Below are 18,854 nucleotides of genomic sequence, written 5' to 3'. Positions count from 1 at the left end.
CTTCAAGGTCTCCTTGGCGACTAGCGCCGCTTTTTGGGCGCTAGCTGGGCGTTGGGTGCATTATCAAGGGGCACGCGCATAAAAATAAGGGTTGGCAGGGTCATGATCAGCGCCACACCAAAATAGGTGTATAAAAACGCCTGCTGCATTTCCGGTGTGCCGACAGTTGACTGGTGGCCGGAAAACACCCCTAACAGAATGCCGGCAATGCTGACGCCAAGGCTCATGGAAAGCTGCATGACCATCGACAGCATGCTGTTGCCGCCGCTGGCGAACTCATCGGGAAGATCCTTCAGCGTTAGAGTATTCATGGTGGAAAAGCGCACCGCATTGGCAACGCCAAGCAGGTAAAGAATAAACGGCAGTGCCCAAAACCAGCCCTGAATACCACAGGTAGCGATAAGCAGAGTGAGCATCGGCAGCGCCAGCGTTGCCAGGCAAAGTACCTGACGGTAGCCGAAGCGGTTAACGATGCGAACCACCAGCCGTTTGACGCTCATGCTGCCGATAATCAGCGGGATCATCATTAGCCCGGCGTGAAGGGGCGAGAATCCCAGACCGACCTGAAGAAATAGCGGTGTCATAAAGGGCAGCATTCCGCTGCCGATTCGTGCAATCAGGCTGCCCGACAGGCCGATAGAGAAAGTAGGAATGCGGAACATCGACAGGTTAAAAATGGGCGATTCGGCTCGGCGGGCGTACAGCCAGTAAATTCCAAGAGCCGAGAGCCCGCAGGCACAGAGCAGGGCGATCGTCGCACTGGTAAGCCCTAGGCCGCTGTGGCCGTCCAGCGATAGAGTAAGCGTTGCCATAGCCACTGCCAGCAAAAGAAAGCCAATAATGTCAAAGCGGCGCGGCGGCATCTTGTAGTTCGGCATCAGGATAAAGGTCGCCAGCGCGCCAATCAGACCAACGGGAAGGTTAATGAGAAAGATCCAGTGCCAGCTGGCGTATTCAACCAGAAAACCGCCCAGAGCCGGGCCGACTAGAGGGCCGATTTGCCCCGGCAGTGTGACAAAAGTCATGGCTGCCATGTACTGCTCTCGGGGGACTATTTTCATCACAGTTAGGCGGCCTACGGGCACCATCATGGCGCCGCCAATTCCCTGGACGATGCGGGCGCGAACCAGTTCAGACAGGGTTTCTGCCTGTGCACACAGCAGTGAGCCAAAGGTAAATAGCAGAATGGCGGCGAGAAAGACGCGCTTAACGCCAATGCGATCGGCCAGCCAGCCGCTGGCAGGTAGGCCAATGGCAACTGTCAGCACGTAAGAAACGATCACTGACTGCATGCGCAGAGGGCTTTCATTAAGGCTATGGGCCATGGTGGGCAGAGCAGTATTCAAGATCGTTGTATCCAACGACTGCATAAAAAAGCCCAGTGCGACAATCCACAGCTGCCAGCGAATGTGCGTAGCGTTATTGGTCATAGCTCGACGCTCCAGCCTAAGTCGGTAACCTGTACGCACGGCGGGACGCTTTGCGGCGCTCAAGCCAGCGGCTTAGTCGGTCAAAATAGAGATAGATTACAGGCGTAGTGTACAGCGTCAGCAGCTGGCTGACGATAAGGCCACCGACAATGGTAATACCCAGCGGCTGGCGCAGCTCTGCACCGTCTCCGCTGCCTAAAGCCAGAGGCACGGCCCCGAGGATTGCTGCCAGTGTCGTCATCAGAATAGGACGAAAACGCAGCAGGCAGGCCTGATAGATAGCCTCTCTAGGCGTCAGTCGGCCTTCACGCTCAGCGGTTAGCGCAAAATCGACCATCATGATGGCATTTTTCTTCACTAGCCCAATGAGCAGCATAACGCCGATTAGGGCAATAAGGCTAAACGGTGTATTAAACAGCTCTAGCGCGAGGATTGCGCCGACGCCCGCCGAAGGCAGAGTGGAAAGAATGGTCAGCGGGTGAATATAGCTCTCATACAGTACGCCGAGCACGATATAGACGGTGATTACCGCGGCGAGAATAAGAAAAATCTGCGACATCAGCAGCTCTTTAAACACCTGTGCCGTGCCGGCAAAAGAGCCGCGAACGGTCGGCGGTACGCCCAGCGTGGTCATTGCCCGCTCGATAGCGGCTGTCGCCTCTGAGAGAGAATAGCCGTCCGCGAGGTTAAAAGAGACAGTCGAGGCGGCTGAAAGCCCCTGATGGTTAACGGATAGCGGTGCGTTAGAAGGATACCACTGGGCGAAGTAGGACAGGGGAATGGCCTTGCCTTCGCTGTTAATCACGAACATTTTATCCAGCGCGCTGGGATCCTGCGCGTACTGAGGCGCAACTTCCATGACCACTTTGTACTGGTTCAGGGGCTGGTAAATGGTTGAGATTTGCCGCTGGCCGAAGGCGTTATTCAGCAGGGAGTTTACCGATGAGACGTCAATATCGAGCCGCGACAGGGTTTCCCGATTATAGGTCAGTGCGATTTCGGCGCCTTTGTCCTGTTGGTCTGAGTTAACGTCCGCCAGCTCCGGCAACTGTGACAGCGCCGTGCGAATGCGGGATTCCCACTGGCGGAGCGAAGAAAGATCGTCGGACAGCAGCGTGTACTGATAGCTGGCGTTAGCCTGCCTGCCGCCAACGCGAACGTCCTGAACAGCCATCAAAAACAGGCTGGCTCCCGGCTCTTGCGACAGCTTGCCCCGTAGGCGGGCGATGGTTTGTTGGGCACTGGCTTTGCGCTCGCCGAGGGGCTTTAAGGAAATAAACATTGAGCCGCTGTTTGTGCGTGAACCGCCGGTAAATCCCGTCACGTTGTCAACGTCTGGATCGCTGCTGACAATTTTCATAAAAGTGCTCATTTTTTGCTTCATCGCCTGAAAGGAGATGCTTTGGTCAGCCTGAACGAAGCCCATCAGGCGCCCTGTGTCCTGTTCGGGGAAAAAGGTTTTTGGCACGTTCATATACAGCCAAACGTTCAGAGCCACGGTGGCGATAAACAGCGTCAGCACCAGCGGAGCGCGGTTGAGCATCCACACCAGAGAGCGCGCGTAACCCACCTGAATCGCGCGTAGAAAGCGTCCGAATCCGCGTTCGCGCTGAGGCGAGCGGGCTTTCAGTAAGCGGGCGCACATCATGGGCGTTAGCGTTAGGGAGACAACCAGCGAAATGCCAATAGCGACTGACAGCGAGACGGCGAATTCGCTAAACAACCGCCCGGGCAGGCCGCTCATAAACAGCAGAGGGATAAACACCGCAACGAGAGACAGGCTCATGGACAGAACAGTAAAGCCCACTTCGCTAACGCCTTTGAGGGCGGCATCAAAGGGCTTCAGGCCGTTTTCAATATGACGTGAGACGTTTTCAAGTACCACAATGGCGTCGTCGACGACAAAGCCGGTGGCGATAGTCAAGGCCATCAGCGACAGGTTATTCAGGCTGAATCCCAGCAGGTACATAGCGGCGCAGGTGCCAATAAGCGAAACGGGCACGGCGACGGCAGGGATAAGCGTAGCGCGGCCTTCCCGCAGGAACAGCAGCACGACGAGGATCACCAGAGCGATAGAAATCGCCAGTGCGCGCTCTACTTCACTGAGAGAAGCGCGGATTGTAGGGGAGCGGTCTTGGGCAATCGATAGCGTAATGGCGCTGGGAAGAGCGGACTGAAGCTCCGGCAGTTCTGCCCGTATGCGATCGACGGTTTCGATAATGTTGGCGTCTGCCGCTCGGCGAACCATGATCAGAATAGCGGGCACACCGTTGGCCATCCCGGCGGTGCGCACGTCCTGTACGGAGTCAGCGACGTCGGCAACGTCCTGTAGCCTAACGGGCGTCCCGTTTTGATAGTGAATAATCAGCGAGCGGTAGCCTTCGGCAACCTTGATCTCATCGTTGGTTTGAATTTGCCAGTTCTGTGCATCAAGGTTTAAAAATCCCTGTGGGCGGCGAACGTTAGCTTTACTGATGGCGGTTCTGACGTCATCCAGAGATACCCCCTGATTAAACAGCGCCTGCGGGTTGAGTTCTACCCTGACTGCGGGCAAAGAACTGCCGCCGACGCTGACGTCGCCCACACCCTCAAGCTGTGAAATCTTCTGGGCCAGCTGTGTGGAAGCGTAGTCATACAGCTCACCGGGAGAATAGACGTCTGAGGTGAGCGTTAGAATGACAATAGGGGCGTCAGACGGATTCGCCTTACGGTAGGTGGGGCGTGAAGGCATACCGCTGGGAAGCAGGCTTTGGGCGGCGTTGATAGCGGCCTGTACGTCTCTGGCCGCGCCGTTGATATCGCGATCCATATCGAACTGCAAAATAATGCGGGTGCTGCCCAGTGAGCTGCTGGAGGTCATTTCATTCACGCCGGAAATAGAGCCTAGAGCCCTTTCCAGCGGTGTTGCTACTGAGGTTGCCATCGTTTCCGGTGAGGCGCCCGGCAGTGAAGCGCTGACGGAAATAACCGGAAAGTCTATTTGTGGTAGAGGAGAGACTGGTAATAGCCGAAAGCCCAGCAGCCCGCTGAGCACAATAGCCAGCGTTAGCAGGGTGGTTGCCACCGGCCGCTGAATAAACAGGGCATAAAACCTCACGATACCACCTCGTCTGGTTCACGACGGGCGGTTATCGAACGGCGATTATTTCGGCTCAGGCGGTCAAACAGAAGGTAAATGACCGGCGTAGTAAACAGCGTCAGAACCTGACTGACCAGCAGGCCGCCCACCATACAGATGCCCAGCGGCTGCCTGAGTTCAGCGCCGATGCCCTGACTGAGCATCAGTGGCAAAGCGCCGAGCAGAGCCGCCATGGTGGTCATCAGGATAGGCCGAAAGCGCAGCAGGCATGCCTGATAGATAGCTTCATAGGGGGTTTTGCCTTCTTCTCGCTCAGCAGCCAGCGCGAAGTCAATCATCATGATGGCGTTTTTCTTGACGATGCCTATCAGCAAAATAATGCCGATGATGGCGATAATATCCAGCTCCTGACCAAACAGCATCAGCGCCAGCAGGGCACCAACCCCCGCACTGGGCAGCGTGGAGAGGATAGTCACCGGATGAATAAAGCTTTCGTACAGCACTCCCAATACGATATACATTGTGACTATTGCCGCAAGGATCAGCCACAGCGTGCTGATCAACGAGGCCTGAAACGCGAGGGTAGCGCCTTGAAATTGAGTGACAATGTCACTTGGAAAGTCAAGATCTTGCTCGGCCTCAGTAATAGCGCGAGTCGCTTCACCCAGTGAGATACCGGGAGAAAGGTTAAACGAGACGGTAGCTGCCGGGAACTGGGCAATTCGGTTAACGGAAAGAGGGGCAAAGCGCTCTTCAACGGTGGCGATATTGGTTAATCGAATGGGTTGCCCGCTGGCGTTCTTGATGTAGATATCGTTAAACGCCTCCATGACGCGAGATTTATCGACTTGCTGTTCCAGTACGACGCGGTACTGGTTGGACTGGGTGTAGATCGTTGAAATCAGGCGCTGGCCAAAGGCGTTATACAGCGCGTTGTCGATAGCACTCATGTCAATGCCCAGTCGGCTGGCATCATCGCGATTAACGTTGACGTAGGCCATCAGGCCGCGATCCTGCCAGTCGCTGGTGACGTCTGCCAGTTCAGGCACCTGCTTAAGTCGTTCAAGCAAAATTGGCACCCACTGTGTCAACTGCTCTTGCGACATGGCCTGAAGAGTGAACTGATACTGCGTTCTGCTCACTCGGTCTTCAATGGTTAAGTCCTGTACTGGCTGTAGATAGAGAGTAATACCGGGGACGGTGGCTGCTTTATTTAACAGGCGTTCAATAATTTCCGGCGCGCGTGCGTCACGCTGGCTCAGCGGCGTTAGGTTTATTTGTAGCCTGCCGCTGTTGAGGGTGGCGTTGTTCCCGTCCACGCCGATAAATGAGGAGACGCTCTCAACGTCAGGATCGTTCAGCAAAAGCGCGGTGACTTCCTGCTGGCGCTTGGCCATGGCGGTAAACGAAATAGACTGAGGCGCTTCTACTGTTCCCTGTATCAGGCCGTTGTCCTGTAGGGGGAAAAAGCCTTTAGGAATCGCTAGATAAAGAACCACGGTCAGCGCTAGAGTGCCTATTGCGACGCCAAGGGTCGTTATTGGATGTTTTAATACTACGGTCAGGTAGCGTCCGTAGCCTTCAACAACTCGGTTAAAAAAGCGCTCTGAGGCCAGAGAAAAGCGGTTTTGCTTGCGAAGTGACTCATGGCTTAGCAGGCGAGCGCACATCATTGGCGTCAGGGTTAGGGAGACAACGCCGGAAATCAGGATCGCTATCGCCAGCGTTAAGGCAAACTCGTGAAACAGCCTGCCGACCACGTCTCCCATAAACAGCAGTGGGATAAGCACGGCTATCAGTGAGACAGTAAGAGAAATAATCGTAAAGCCTATTTCTCCTGCCCCTTTGAGCGCTGCATTAAGAGGTTTTTCCCCCTGCTCGATATAGCGAGAAACGTTTTCGATCACCACAATGGCGTCATCAACGACAAAGCCTGCGGCAATGATCAGCGCCATCAGCGTCAGGTTATTAATGGAAAAACCGAGAAAGTAGATAACGGCAAAGGTGCCTATCAGGGAAAGAGGCACTGCGACGCTGGGAATGATCGTTGCCGGCAAATTACGTAAAAACAGATAGATCACCATCACTACCAGAGCAACAGCCAGCAAAAGCTCCAGTTGAACGTCGTTAATGGACGTGCGAATGGTAACGGTTCTGTCGGTCAAGATCTGAACGTTAACGGAGTGCGGCAGGCTGTCTGTTAGCTGGGGCAGCAGCTGGCGAATGTTATCAGCAGCGGTAATCACGTTAGCACCCGGCTGACGCTGGATGTTAAGGATAATGGCCTGTTTTTGATTCGCCCAGGCGGCCAGTTGGGTATTTTCCGCGCCGTCTTCAACAGTAGCGATGTCTTTTAGCCGAATGGGTGAGCCGTCTTTATAGAAGACAATGAGCTGACGGTAGTCCTCTGGCGAGCACATCTGATCGTTAGCGGACAGTGTTGCAGAACGGGTTGGGCCGTCGAGGCTGCCCTTTGCTGAGTTAACGTTGGCACTGGTAATGGCGCTTCTAACGGTTTCGCTGTCCAGACCGTAGGCCGCTATTGCCTGTGGGTTGAGCTTAACCCTGACGGCGGGGCGTTCACCGCCGGACAGGCTCACTAGCCCGACGCCGGACACCTGAGAAATCTTTTGTGCAACGCGCGTTTCTACCATATCGCGCACCTGCGACATCGGAACCGCATCTGACGTCACAGCAAGCGTCAGGATAGGGGCATCGGCAGGGTTAACCTTGCTATAAATCGGCGGATAGGGCAGATCGTTAGGCAGCAGGTTGGTGGCCGCGTTGATAGCGGCCTGAACTTCCTGTTCTGCGACGTCCAGCGCTAAATCGAGCTGAAACTGTAGGGTAATAACCGATGCCCCACCCGAGCTCTGTGAAGACATCTGCTTTAAGCCAGACATTTGCCCAAGCTGCTGCTCTAGCGGCGCAGTAATGGCCGATGTTGTAACGTCAGGACCAGCTCCGGGGTAGAGGGTAATGACCTGAATGGTAGGGTAGTCAACTTCAGGCAGTGCTGAAACGGGCAGCTTTTGATAGCCCAAAATGCCCGCCAGCAGCACGGCAACCATCAGTAGCGTGGTCGCCACCGGTCGTAAAATAAAGAGGCGAGACGGGCCTCCGCCTGAAGGAAGAGCGCGCTCTGCGTTCATTTGGCCTTCTGCCCGCGGCGAGAACTCTCTTTAGGCGTTCCCGGTGTAACAATCTCAACCTGAACGTCTTCTTTAAGGCGATCGACACCGTCAGTCACTACTCGCTGCCCTGACGACAGGCCGCTGTTAATAACGCTCAGTTCGCCGTAGCGAAGGCCGATGGTCACGGTTTGTTTTTTCACTTTATTTTCGTCGCTGAGAACCCAGACAAAATTCTCCCCGTTGCCGGTTTGTACGGCCGCTGCGGGAATAATCAGCGCATCTTTCAGCGTGTCGACCTGGATCTTTGTATTGACAAACTGGTTGGGAAACAGGCGTTCATCTTGGTTATCAAAGCGTGCTTTCAGGCGCAGGGTACCTGTGGCGGTATCAATTTGGTTATCTAGACTGAGGAGTGTTCCCGTGGCAATAAGACGTTTATTTTCTCGATCCCAAGACTCGACGGTCAGTACTTTGCCATCTCGATATGCGGGGAGGATATTGTCGAGGGAGGCTTCTGGAAGTGAGAATAAAACGTCGATAGGCTTTGTTTGGGTAATAACGACCAAACCAGTACTGTCTCCACTGGAGACATAGTTGCCGACGTCAACCTGACGCAGACCTACGCGGCCTGAAATCGGCGCAGTTACTTTGCTGTAGGTAAGCTGAAGGTTGGCGTTGTCCAAAGTGCCTTGGGCGGCCTTGATGCTGCCTTCTGTTTGCTTAACCAGTGAGGACTGTTCATCCAGCTGCTGTCGCGAAATCATGTTGGTTTTTATCAGAGACTGATAGCGCGCCAGATCGCGCTTGGCGTTTGCCAAGGTGGCCTGCAGCGTTTGCAGTTGGCCTTCAGCCTGAACGCGCTGGATGTCGAAAGGACGCGGGTCTATTTCAACCAGCAGGTCTCCTTCATTGACGTTCTGACCCTCAGTAAAGTGAATTGCGATTATTTGACCATCTACTCGGTTGCGAACCACAACGGTATTAGACGCGGTGACAGTGCCGAGGCCGCTCAGGTAGCGAGGAACGTCCTGTATCGATGCGGTAGCCGCCTGAACTGGCGGCATGGGCATATTACGTCGCCCGGTAGGCGCTGGCGCTTTTGCGCTGCCAGATTTTGTCACCGCAGGGGCTTCACCACTGGAAAAGGGCTTGAAAAAAAAGAACGCGCCAACGGTACAGACTACAACGATCGTAACAATTAAAGGGCGCGATAGACTGATAGAGGATTTTGTCATGTGGAATCTTCACCATAATAGCTCTGTCCGGTGAGCTATTCTCCGTAGCTTAACGTCTGAATGACGGAAAGCAATTTTCAGCGACGCATCGTCACTGAGAGAAATGCCGCTTAGTATAAAGCGTAGGCTAATAAAAAGAATGAAAGAAATATGGAGCTTGTGTCATGAAAAGTTAATTTTCCGTTAACTTTCTTTACGCGTTAAAAATACTACTCTTTTGTTTCTTATTCACAAATAAAATAGGGCAGCGTTCCGCTGGAAAAAAGCCTTTTACCACTGCTCATTTCTATCATATGCAAATAGGTAGATTCATGGAGTTCTGTGCTGAAACGGTAGAGATAACGCTCTCCTAAATCTTTTGGCAGCGTATCGTGAGAGGTGCGCAGAACATTAGTAGTATTTAACGTGAAGTCGTTATTTTTATTTCTATAGTAATCAAATGAAATTGTTCTATCGATAGTGTATCGCTGGCCGTTTGTTTCTATATATCCAGTCATGACGTTTTTGCCTTTGCCATTTTTAAAGCGAAATTTCATGCTGGAGATCATCAGCGCTTCGTTGCTTTTATCTGACTTCTCAAAAAGATAGGTAGTGTGAGAGGCACAGCTAAACGACTCCTGTTGACGAACATAAAATAGATAAATGCAGGCTGCTAGCACCAGCGTTGCACCGAACGCAGCGGAGAGCGTTAAGATTAAACGACGCTTCATTTTACCTTCACCACATAGTAGTTAAGACAGGGAGTACGATCTTTATCTGGATCGCCATGACAAACCTGAAAGGATTCTCGCCTGTCGTCAGCAGGGAAGCTGGAGTAGACGTTTTTAGGCGAACTACAGTCGATATCTAGTTCATCGATGCGCATCTTAAGATGTTCCAGATCCGTCGGCTTTTGGTTATGGATAAATACGCGGCAGCTGCGGTAGTCGCCCTGATAGTGATAGTCAGCGTAGTAGTTGGGTTTGCTGGTAAACAGCGACAGCGCGCCGTAAAGCAGGAGAATAAACAGTGATACTAGTAGAGCCGCGCGGATGTAGTACCAAAGGATGCGGTCAACGGTATTTTTAGGCGTTGTTTTTACGCTGGTATTTTCTGACAGCAGCGTGGCATTAATTAACGGCCTTTTTGCAATATAGGGCTTTTCCTGACTATCATTATTAAAGGTTCTGTAGCTGGCTACAACCTTGAGTTCAACGTCAGTTGAAAGCTGTGCTCCATAAGAGTATGCCGTGAGCACGGGTTCCATTTCGTTAATGTGTTGAAACGATTCGGAAATGCCTTCCAACATATGTACCAGAAGCGCTGTCGTTTCAGCTGAAGGCTGGCGATGAATATCCTGTGCCAGCTGTTCGAAAGGAATAATCTGATAGCCACTGTCTATCAGGTGCAGAAACAGGCGCTTGGTATGGTTATCGAGCGTGCTTATCTGCCGCGGGTCGTCAAGGCGGCTTAACGTACCGGTGTGGGTATTAAAAAGAACCCGGTCGTTAATGATATAATTATGCAAACGCTCACCCCGCTCACTCTTTTTAAATTGGTTTTTAAACTATATTTAAGTCATTTAAAAATTTTAGCTACCGGTAATATTAGAACAAGCATGTCATATTATGTTGATTATAATGCAACACCGGCAAGAGGGTAGTTTACCACTCCTGCCGGCGATAGAAATATATTTATCCTGCCATTTTTAACTGATTGCATTTTTTAACGGCGTTAACATAGTGTGTTAAATCCATTTTAAAAATACGGTTATTCTTTACGCTCTCCGCCTAATGCTTCAATGAGTTCATTAATTAATGACATAGTTTCACCCGTCATAAGGGAGAAGTCGGCGTCAAAGCGGGCTGCGCGATCGTCTTTATCAATGTCCTGATTTTGCTCTTTGACCGTTTCAGTAAACTTGATGCGCTTCAGGCTGCCGTCGTCAGCCAGCATAAATTCGATGCGCTCGCGCCAGTCCAAAGCCAGTTTGGTGACCAATTTGCCCGCTTCAATGTGGGCGGCGATTTCATCACTGACCAGCTCCTGTGCTTTGCAGCGGATCACGCCGCCGCCTTCAAGCAGTGCTTTGAGTTCGGCTTCATCCTGTAGCGTAAATCCAGCAGGTAGCGATCCTGAACGGACCCATTCAGTTAGCGTCAGTTCGATCGGGCTTTCCATCGTGAGTGGGACAACCGGCAGTGAGCCAAGGCTCTTGCGCAGCAGCGCTAGCGTATCTTCAGCGCGCTTGGCACTGGCGGCGTCGATCATGATCAGGCCGTTTACCGTATCGATCCACAGGCTGGTCTGGTTAAAGCGGCTAAAGGCGCGAGGCAGGAGAGTGTGCAAGACTTCGTCTTTCAGAGCATCTTTTTCTGTCTTTTTCAGCTTGCGGTGCTGTTCTGCTTCAAGCTGGGCAATTTTTGCGTTAAGCGCCTGCTTAATGACCGGCGCAGGCAGAATCTTTTCTTCTTTGCGAGCGACGATAAGAATTTGGTTACCGGCGGTGTGTGTCAGAGCGTCGCTGTCTGAACCCAAAGGAGAAACCCATCCCGTTTTTGCCATATCCTGGCTGCCGCAGGGGGTGAAGGTTAACGGTTTGAGCTGCTTTTCCATCTCATCCGCTGACAGAGACACATCACGGCTGAGGCGATAAATCATAACGTTTTTAAACCACAACATACTTATTTCCATTTTCTTCAAAGAGAGCAGCGCTCTGTATAAACATGGTTACCATCATACCCAATCGTGGCGTGCGGTGCCGCACTTTTACCGTTGAGTTTGGCGTAATCCGCTAATTTTTGAACCTGTCATCCAATTTACTGACGCCGAGTCCATTTATCTTCTTCACGTTGATTTGTACTGGGATCCGCTCTTTCATGGCATCAACATGGCTAATGACGCCTATGGTTTTTCCACTGGCATTGAGGTTGTCCAGCGCGTCCAGCGCGATGTCCAAGGTTTCGCTGTCCAGCGTGCCAAATCCTTCGTCAAGAAACAGTGAGTCGATGCGGGTTTTATGACTAACCAGATCGGAGAGCGCCAGCGCCAGAGCCAGACTGACTAGAAAGCTTTCCCCGCCAGAGAGGGTGCGAGTATCGCGCACGCTGTCTGCCTGCCAAGTGTCAATCACCTGCATTTCCAGTGCGCCGTCCTCTTTTCGCTGAAGCTGATAGCGCCCGTGAAGCCTGTCGAGCTGGCGGTTAGCCAGATATATCAGATGATCAAGCGTTAACCCCTGAGCAAAGCGGCGAAACTTGGCACCGTCGCTGGCACCAATAAGCGCATTGAGCATCGCCCAATCGTCCAAGGATTGCTGATGGTGGGCGATAAGCTTCTGTAGTTCTCCCTGACGTTCGCGGGAGAGAATATCTTCAGCCAGTTTTTGCTTTACTTCCCCCTGAAGAACCCCGTTAGCGCGAAGCTCTTGAGAAAGTAGAGTAATGCGCTGAGCAAGTTCCTGACGCGTTTCATCCTGAGCAAGATGCGCCGGGCGAGCCGTTAGATGCTGCTGAAGACGCTGTTCGGCTGACTGAGCGAGGGCGGAGGCTTGAGTGAGCTCCGTTGTCAGGCGTTCTTTTAACAAACTGAGTGACTGCCGTTCTTCATCGCTGAGGCAAGCTGCTAAAAAGGCGGACTCATCGCTAAACGCGCTGTCTACAATAGCTTGATGAAAATGCTGTTCCTGCCGCTGTTGCAGCTCTTGGTGCTGTTGGAACTGCTGTTCGAGAGCCGACAGTCGCCCAATAAGGGACTGACGCTCACTGTGACTGCGCTGGGCGAGTTGACGGCGCTGCGTTAAGGACTGTTCACGTTCAGAACGCGCTTCAGCCATCTGGCGTAAGGCTTGAGTTACTGATTGCTCGCCAAATATCTGCTGGCGTTCTTGAATGAGGCGCTCAACGTTATCACGGCAGGTACAGTATTGAGCTTCGACGTCATGCAGGCGCGTTGCTATAAGCGATAGCTGGCTCTGTAGCCCGCTTATTTCGGCATTTATCGCTGCTGCCTGCTGTTCCACCGCAGTGAATTCTGCACGGTTTGTCTGCCACTGTTGCCACTCGTTTCTGCGTAATGTAAGCCATGAGGTCGCATTTTCGGCAGAAGGCAGGGACAGTGTAAATGTTTCCAGCTGCTGGCGGAGCTGTGTCAGTCGATGCTGGTAGGTGTGTTCTAATGCTTTGAATAGATCTTCCGACTGCTGGCACTGCTGTTTGCTGTGGGCAACGTCCTGCGTCAGCAGCGTTACACGCAGCTGAGCCTCTTTCAGGCTGGCAGTTTGCTGGCTTAACAGTGACTGGTGCTGTTGAAGCGCCTTTTCTCCCCGCTCCAGCGCCTGAAGGCGCTCATCGAGGAGCTGTTCGCGCTGTTGTAGTGTGTTAAGGCTTTCAATCAGGCCGTGCTCATCATCAATGCTGAATGCTGCCTCTGACTCTTGGCTGAGGGTGAGCCACTGGTTCTGGAGATCGGCAAGAAGGCTGTCCAGAGAGGCGGTTTCAACATGTAGCCTTTGAGCCTCTTCTTCCTGCGCGTGGATCTGGCTGATTAAGCGGATAGCGTCGTCATGTAACTGCTGTACTTCTGCTTTTAATACGGCGAGCCGCTCTGTGCTGTTGCTGTGAACGAGCGGATCGCTTTCTGCACCAAGAGGATGTTCCGTTGCGCCACAAAGGGGGCAAGGGCTCCCAGACTGAAGCTGGGCTCTCTCCTGAGCGAAGCGAGCCAGCAGGCTTTCCTGCTGGTGAAGGGTATCGAGATCTGCCAGATGAGCCTGTTTATCGTCAAGGGCTCGCTGACAGGTTTGCTGCTGAGCCCTTTGCTGTTCGATACTGGCTGCTAACTGGGCCTTTCGCTCACAAAGGCTGATGCGTCTTGCCTGTGTTTCCGAATGTCGAAGCTGTAGCTGGGATAGCTCGCGAACCTTTTCTCGCGCGCTGGCTAAAGCGAGTCGCTGTTGTCGAAGTGAGGGCAGGTCGTCATCAAGCGTTAAGGCCTGATACTGCTGCTGTAGGCTTTCAAGGGCGCTCTGCTGAGCAATGAGGCGTTCTTGTTCAAGGTGCTGCTCCTCTGCCGCCTGAGTCAGGGATTGCTCTACGGTAGCCAGCTCTTGGCGGCGTTGGTGAATATCCTGATGGAGTCGATCCTGTTCGGCGCTCTGCTGAGCCAAATCTTCTAGCTGGCTTTGCCAGAGAGGGAGATTTTCACCCCACTGGGCGTAGGTGCTGTATTGGGTAAAGTAGTCGTTCAGCTCGCGCTGCCGCTGCTCTACGGTCGCACATCGCGAGATCAATGCCCCATGGGCGGAAACGGCATTTTGATGCTGAACAGTTAAATCTGTCTTTTGAGCCGTCCACTGTTCTAGCTCTTGGCGTCGAGTTGAGATACGCAGATCAAGTGGAGTAACCCTCTCATCAATCAGTGCCCGGGTTTGCTCATGGTCAGCAAGAAGGGTAGCCAGCGCCTTTTCTTCTTGTTCATAGGCCTGCTGGCTCTGCTCAGCGACTTGGTGAAGACTGGCGGCTTCTGTTTTCAGCTGAGCCACACTATGAGTGAGTGTAAGGGTTTCATCGCGAAGCCGCTGGCGTTCACGATAAAGCGGCATCAGCTTTTCTGCTGGCTCGCTGTGCTGTAGCCGGGTTAGCTCTGCTGTGTGATGCCGGAGTGCCTCTTGAGCGGCAGTAAGCCGCTGCTGTGCTGAGGTTAACTGCTGCTGGTTGTCATCGTGTTGAGCTAGCCATTGAGTGTCGTTAGTTAGGCGCTGGATATCTTGGCTTAGCGTTTTTTCCTGATGGCGCAGGTGCTGTTCCTGCTGGTGTAGCTGGCTTAGTTCGTCGTCATTCAGCGTGCGAACGCCGTCAAATCGCGCGTACAGCGTATCCAGCTCGCTTTTGGCTTCTTTATGGCGAAGAAAGACCCGCTCGGATATCTGCCCATATATCTCTGTACCGGTGAGCTCTTCTAAAAGCTCGGCTCGTTCGTTGGGTTCAGCATTCAGAAAGGCGGCGAACTCTCCCTGAGAGAGCATCATGGACTTCGTGAAGCGACCAAAATCAAGACCAGTGATTTGCGCGATAGCGTCAATCTTGTCGCGAACTTTATCAGTAATGATTTTTCCGTCGCTCAGGTAGGCCAGCTCTACTTTGGGTGCCTGCAGGTTGCCGTCAGCTAGGCCTTTGGCTCGACGCTGGCTCCAAAATGCGCGATAGCCAACGCCCTGAACGTCGAATTCGACTTCGGCCAGCGACTCGGCCGTGTAGTTTGTCATCAAATCGTTTTGCGTTGGGCTAACGGTAAGCCGAGGCGTTTTGTGGTAAAGAGCTAGACAAATAGCGTCCAGCAGGGTGGTTTTACCTGCGCCGGTTGGGCCCGTAATGGCAAACAGCGCGTTGTCGCAAAAGGGCGGGCGGGTAAAGTCGATTTTCCACTCGCCCTTGAGGGAATTAATATTTTTGAGGCGCAGGCTGAGAATTTTCACTTGATCTCCTCCTTGGCGCGCTGTTCGCGTTCGAGCCTGACGTCTTCTAGAATACCGTTAAACATCTCCCTCAACCGAGGATAGCGCAGCGCAGCGTTTTCATCGGGAGACTGTGCCTGTTCCTGCGCCAGCCTGCGCTCGAAAACGTCACTTGCCGTCAGCTCAGACAGCGTTTCTTTTTCCTGCCGCACCAAATGGCGGTGAGCCATCGACTTACTGCGCCGCAGCAGTAGTACATCGACTGGCAGAGTGTCAGCCATTAGCTGAATGCGCTTTTGCAGATCGCTTAGGTAAAGGGCGGTATCGACCTCAATGTCCAGCCAGGTAGGCAGCTCTTCACGATGAGAGTCGAATGATGATAGCTGATTGAGTACGGTATCGATATCACCACTGATTAAGCGCATCGGCTGAAATTCCGGAACGGGCAGCAGCTCGATGCTGGTCGACTCGTTGGGCGTAAACTCCACCAAAACGACGCTTTTTTCCTGACCAGCTTCGTCGAAGCTAAGGGGGATCGGAGATCCCGAATAGCGAATATACTCGCTGTTCGCCACCTTTTGCGGTCGGTGAATGTGGCCCAGAGCAATATAGTCAGCAGGGGGGAAATCCTGTGCGGGAAAGGCATCAAGGGTACCGATATAGATCTCCCTGACGGAATCCGACGTTGATGCGCCAACCGTCGTTAAGTGGCCAGTGAGAATAATGGGTAAAGGGCGGCCGATTGCCTCTCTTTTTTCTAGCGCTAGCTCGTAGAGGTGCTGATAGTAGGCTGCAATTGCTGCACGCATTCCCTGCTGTTTTTCTTCCGCAGACTGCCCGGCTTGACTAGTGACAATGTCACGCTGACGAATAAACGGAACGGCACACAGTAGAGCGGAAGGTTCATCGGCACTGTTAGTGAGAACTAAAAGTGACTGAGATGGATCTTCCGCTACGCCAGCAATAACGTCAACGTTGAGGCAGGCCAGCAGCGATCGGGATTCGTTAAGCACGGCGACGGCGTCGTGATTCCCACCCAGCACCACCAGACGACAGCCTGTAGGCTGAAGTTTGACGATAAACTGATTATAAAGTTCACGGGCGTAGCTGGGGGGCGATGCGGTATCGAACACGTCTCCGGCAACGATAATGGCGTCGACAGAGTGGATAAGAACGCGTTCAATCAGCCAGTCTAAGAAGGCTTCATGTTCTGCGGCTCGGCTTTTCGTAAAGAAGTACTGCCCTAAATGCCAGTCAGACGTGTGAATAATGCGCATGAATCCTCTCAGTATCAGTCACGTTGCTGCGCCATTATACGCAGCCAAGGGTTAAATGGCGGTCTTTTTCACTTATTTCAGGTGAATTCTGACGCTGGCGGTTGTTAACGTCATAAAACTGTCATATATCTGTATCATACTGATGTGCAATGATGAACCTGAGCGCCGCACGGTGCTTATGACAGCGAACAGCGAAAGAGCACAACGCCCTATGATGAAACGCATACTGGTTGTAGAGGACGAAGCGCCAATCAGGGAAATGATTTCTCTCGTGCTGGAACAGCACGATTACCAGACGGTTGAAGCCGCTGATTTAGCCAGTGCACAGGCTCAGCTAAAAGAGCCGTTTCCCGATCTGGTGCTTCTTGACTGGATGCTGCCCGGAGGCTCGGGAATACAGCTGATTAAGGCAATGAAGCGAGAAGCACTAACGCGCAGTATCCCCATCATTATGTTAACCGCCCGAGTGGAAGAGGACGACCGCGTTCAGGGGCTGGAGTCCGGCGCTGACGACTATGTCACTAAGCCGTTTTCACCTAAAGAGTTGATTGCCCGCATCAAGGCCGTCATGAGAAGAACGTCCCCGGTGACAGAGCATGAACCGCTGGCGTTTAACGGACTGGTACTCGATCCGTCCTCCCATCGAGTTATGGTAGATGAAGTTCCGCTCGATATGGGACCCACCGAATATAAACTGCTCCACTTTTTTATGAGCCACCCTGAGCGAGTTTATAGTCGCGAACAGCTGCTAAATCACGTGTGGGGCACTAATGTTTACGTCGAGGACAGAACCGTGGACGTGTTTATCCGGCGGCTGCGTAAAACGCTGGAAAGCGGCGGCTACGACAAAATGCTGCAAACCGTTCGCGGCTCTGGCTATCGTTTTTCAACGCGCTTTTAATTAGGACACCGCCTGTGCTAGAACGCCTGTCGTGGAAAAAAATCATCGTAGAGCTGTTTCTTTTCTGCCTTCCTGCGCTGTTACTCAGCATTTTTTTTGGTCACTTGACGCTGCTGTTGCTGATTTCCGTCAGCCTTGCTCTTTGCTGGCATTTTTATAATTTGCTGAAGCTTTCCCACTGGCTGTGGTTGGATCGCAGCATTATGCCGCCGTCCGGCAGAGGCAGCTGGGAACCGCTGTTTTACGGGCTTTATCAAATGCAGCATCGAAATCGACAGCGTCGACGAGAGCTGACGTCGCTCATTAAGCGCTTTCGCAGCGGTGCGGAGTCTCTGCCGGATGCGGTTATCCTCAGCACCGAGAGCGGGCATATTTTTTGGTGTAACCGTCTGGCGCAAAGCATACTGGGCTTTCGCTGGCCGGAGGATAACGGTCAGCATATTCTCAATTTAATTCGCTATCCGCAGTTTACTGACTTTGTTAATCAACGGCAGTTTGACCAGCCGTTAACGCTTCAATTTAACAACGGTAGCTACATTGAATTTCGCATTGTGCCTTATGACGAAGGGCAGATGTTGATTTCCGCCCGTGACGTTTCACAGGTGAGGCAGTTGGAAGAAGTTAGACGGAAGTTCTTTACTAACGCCAGCCATGAGCTGAAAACGCCGCTGACTGTCCTTCGAGGATATTTAGAAATGCTGGACGATGAGGACACGCGTCCTGAAATTCGCCAGCGCGCGGTGGCCAGCATGAAAGGGCAGTCAGAGCGAATGGATCTTCTGGTTAATCAACTGCTGACCCTGTCTCGAATTGAAGCCGCGCCGCGCGGTGTCTCTAAGGAAAAGATCAACGTGCCGGCCATGCTGGAGACGCTGGCGCGCGAGGCCGAAGTGTTAAGCGCAGGTCGACAGTCGTTTCGCTTTAATATTGCTCCGGGGCTCTGTGTTTATGGCAATCAGGAACAGCTCTATAGCGCTATGTCTAACCTAGTGTATAACGCGGTAAACCACACGCCGGAAGGCACTGCGATTCAGGTTGACTGGCTGCTGACGCCAAAAGGCGCACGGTTTAGCGTGAAAGACAGCGGGCCAGGCATTGAACCACAGCATATCTCTCACTTAACAGAGCGGTTTTACCGCGTGGATGCTTCCCGTTCTCGGCAGACTGGCGGTAGCGGCCTAGGACTGGCTATTGTAAAACACGCACTTAACCACCACGACTCTCGACTGGAAATCGAAAGCCAGCTCGGTAAAGGCAGTGAGTTTAGCTTCGTGATACCTACTGCTGCGGTCGTGAGTGTGCAAGAGAAGGCGTAGAGATGTATAGAACGGCGTAGAAGTATAGGGATGAAGAAAGAAGAAAGAA

At 52.7% G+C, this 18,854-nt stretch carries 11 protein-coding genes; 2 read left to right on the top strand and 9 right to left on the bottom strand.

Translation table 11 applies throughout. The features are described 5' to 3' along the window. Nucleotides 1-20: 20 nt before the first annotated feature. From mdtD to sbcD, 9 genes are all read right to left on the bottom strand, one after another. The gene (gene mdtD / locus DQM29_RS09480; RefSeq protein ID WP_111740463.1) at nt 21-1,430 is read right to left on the bottom strand and encodes a multidrug transporter subunit MdtD; all 1,410 of its coding nucleotides are present in this window, start codon (nt 1,428-1,430) and stop codon (nt 21-23) included. A 16-nt stretch (nt 1,431-1,446) separates the two neighbouring features. Continuing rightward, nucleotides 1,447-4,527, bottom strand: a complete 3,081-nt coding sequence (mdtC, locus tag DQM29_RS09475; protein ID WP_111740462.1) for a multidrug efflux RND transporter permease subunit MdtC — start codon at nt 4,525-4,527, stop codon at nt 1,447-1,449. Beyond that, a complete protein-coding gene (locus DQM29_RS09470) occupies nt 4,524-7,661 on the bottom strand; it encodes an MdtB/MuxB family multidrug efflux RND transporter permease subunit (RefSeq protein ID WP_111740461.1) in 3,138 nt (1,045 codons plus the stop codon). The genes mdtC and DQM29_RS09470 overlap by 4 nt, the downstream gene beginning before the upstream one ends. Then, a complete protein-coding gene (locus DQM29_RS09465) occupies nt 7,658-8,878 on the bottom strand; it encodes an MdtA/MuxA family multidrug efflux RND transporter periplasmic adaptor subunit (protein ID WP_111740460.1) in 1,221 nt (406 codons plus the stop codon). Before DQM29_RS09465 ends, DQM29_RS09470 begins: the two co-directional genes overlap by 4 nt. 224 nt (nt 8,879-9,102) lie before the next feature. Further along, nucleotides 9,103-9,588 (bottom strand): hypothetical protein, encoded by a 486-nt coding sequence (locus tag DQM29_RS09460; RefSeq protein WP_111740459.1) that lies wholly within the window; start codon nt 9,586-9,588, stop codon nt 9,103-9,105. Beyond that, nucleotides 9,585-10,385 (bottom strand): hypothetical protein, encoded by an 801-nt coding sequence (locus DQM29_RS09455; RefSeq protein ID WP_111740458.1) that lies wholly within the window; start codon nt 10,383-10,385, stop codon nt 9,585-9,587. Before DQM29_RS09455 ends, DQM29_RS09460 begins: the two co-directional genes overlap by 4 nt. Before the next feature lie 242 nt (nt 10,386-10,627). Continuing rightward, nucleotides 10,628-11,539 (bottom strand): recombination-associated protein RdgC, encoded by a 912-nt coding sequence (rdgC, locus tag DQM29_RS09450; RefSeq protein ID WP_111740457.1) that lies wholly within the window; start codon nt 11,537-11,539, stop codon nt 10,628-10,630. Between the two features lie 112 nt (nt 11,540-11,651). Next, a complete protein-coding gene (locus DQM29_RS09445; protein WP_111740456.1) occupies nt 11,652-15,332 on the bottom strand; it encodes an AAA family ATPase in 3,681 nt (1,226 codons plus the stop codon). Next, nucleotides 15,329-16,588 carry an exonuclease subunit SbcD gene (gene sbcD / locus DQM29_RS09440; protein ID WP_111740455.1) on the bottom strand — a complete coding sequence of 420 codons (1,260 nt, stop codon included), beginning with the start codon at nt 16,586-16,588 and terminating at the stop codon, nt 15,329-15,331. Before sbcD ends, DQM29_RS09445 begins: the two co-directional genes overlap by 4 nt. Nucleotides 16,589-16,799: 211 nt before the next feature. Between sbcD and phoB the strand changes: the two genes are divergently transcribed. Further along, nucleotides 16,800-17,489, top strand: a complete 690-nt coding sequence (gene phoB, locus DQM29_RS09435) for a phosphate regulon transcriptional regulator PhoB (RefSeq protein ID WP_111740454.1) — start codon at nt 16,800-16,802, stop codon at nt 17,487-17,489. Nucleotides 17,490-17,503: 14 nt separating this feature from the next. After that, nucleotides 17,504-18,805 carry a phosphate regulon sensor histidine kinase PhoR gene (gene phoR, locus DQM29_RS09430; protein ID WP_111740453.1) on the top strand — a complete coding sequence of 434 codons (1,302 nt, stop codon included), beginning with the start codon at nt 17,504-17,506 and terminating at the stop codon, nt 18,803-18,805. Nucleotides 18,806-18,854 lie beyond the last annotated feature (49 nt).

Origin of the sequence: Leminorella richardii (assembly GCF_900478135.1) — a bacterium.
GTDB lineage: Bacteria > Pseudomonadota > Gammaproteobacteria > Enterobacterales > Enterobacteriaceae > Leminorella > Leminorella richardii.
Note: the sequence above shows the minus strand (reverse complement) of the source record. Positions and strands in the feature narration are given on the sequence as shown.

Bases quoted from the DNA above. Each gene is read 5' to 3' on its own strand.
- DQM29_RS09460 (WP_111740459.1), bottom strand. From the start codon at position 9,588: ATGAAGCGTCGTTTAATCTTAACGCTCTCCGCTGCGTTCGGTGCAACG.
- DQM29_RS09470 (WP_111740461.1), bottom strand. From the start codon at position 7,661: ATGAACGCAGAGCGCGCTCTTCCTTCAGGCGGAGGCCCGTCTCGCCTC.
- mdtD (WP_111740463.1), bottom strand. From the start codon at position 1,430: ATGACCAATAACGCTACGCACATTCGCTGGCAGCTGTGGATTGTCGCA.
- DQM29_RS09465 (WP_111740460.1), bottom strand. From the start codon at position 8,878: ATGACAAAATCCTCTATCAGTCTATCGCGCCCTTTAATTGTTACGATC.
- sbcD (WP_111740455.1), bottom strand. From the start codon at position 16,588: ATGCGCATTATTCACACGTCTGACTGGCATTTAGGGCAGTACTTCTTT.
- rdgC (WP_111740457.1), bottom strand. From the start codon at position 11,539: ATGTTGTGGTTTAAAAACGTTATGATTTATCGCCTCAGCCGTGATGTG.
- phoB (WP_111740454.1), top strand. From the start codon at position 16,800: ATGATGAAACGCATACTGGTTGTAGAGGACGAAGCGCCAATCAGGGAA.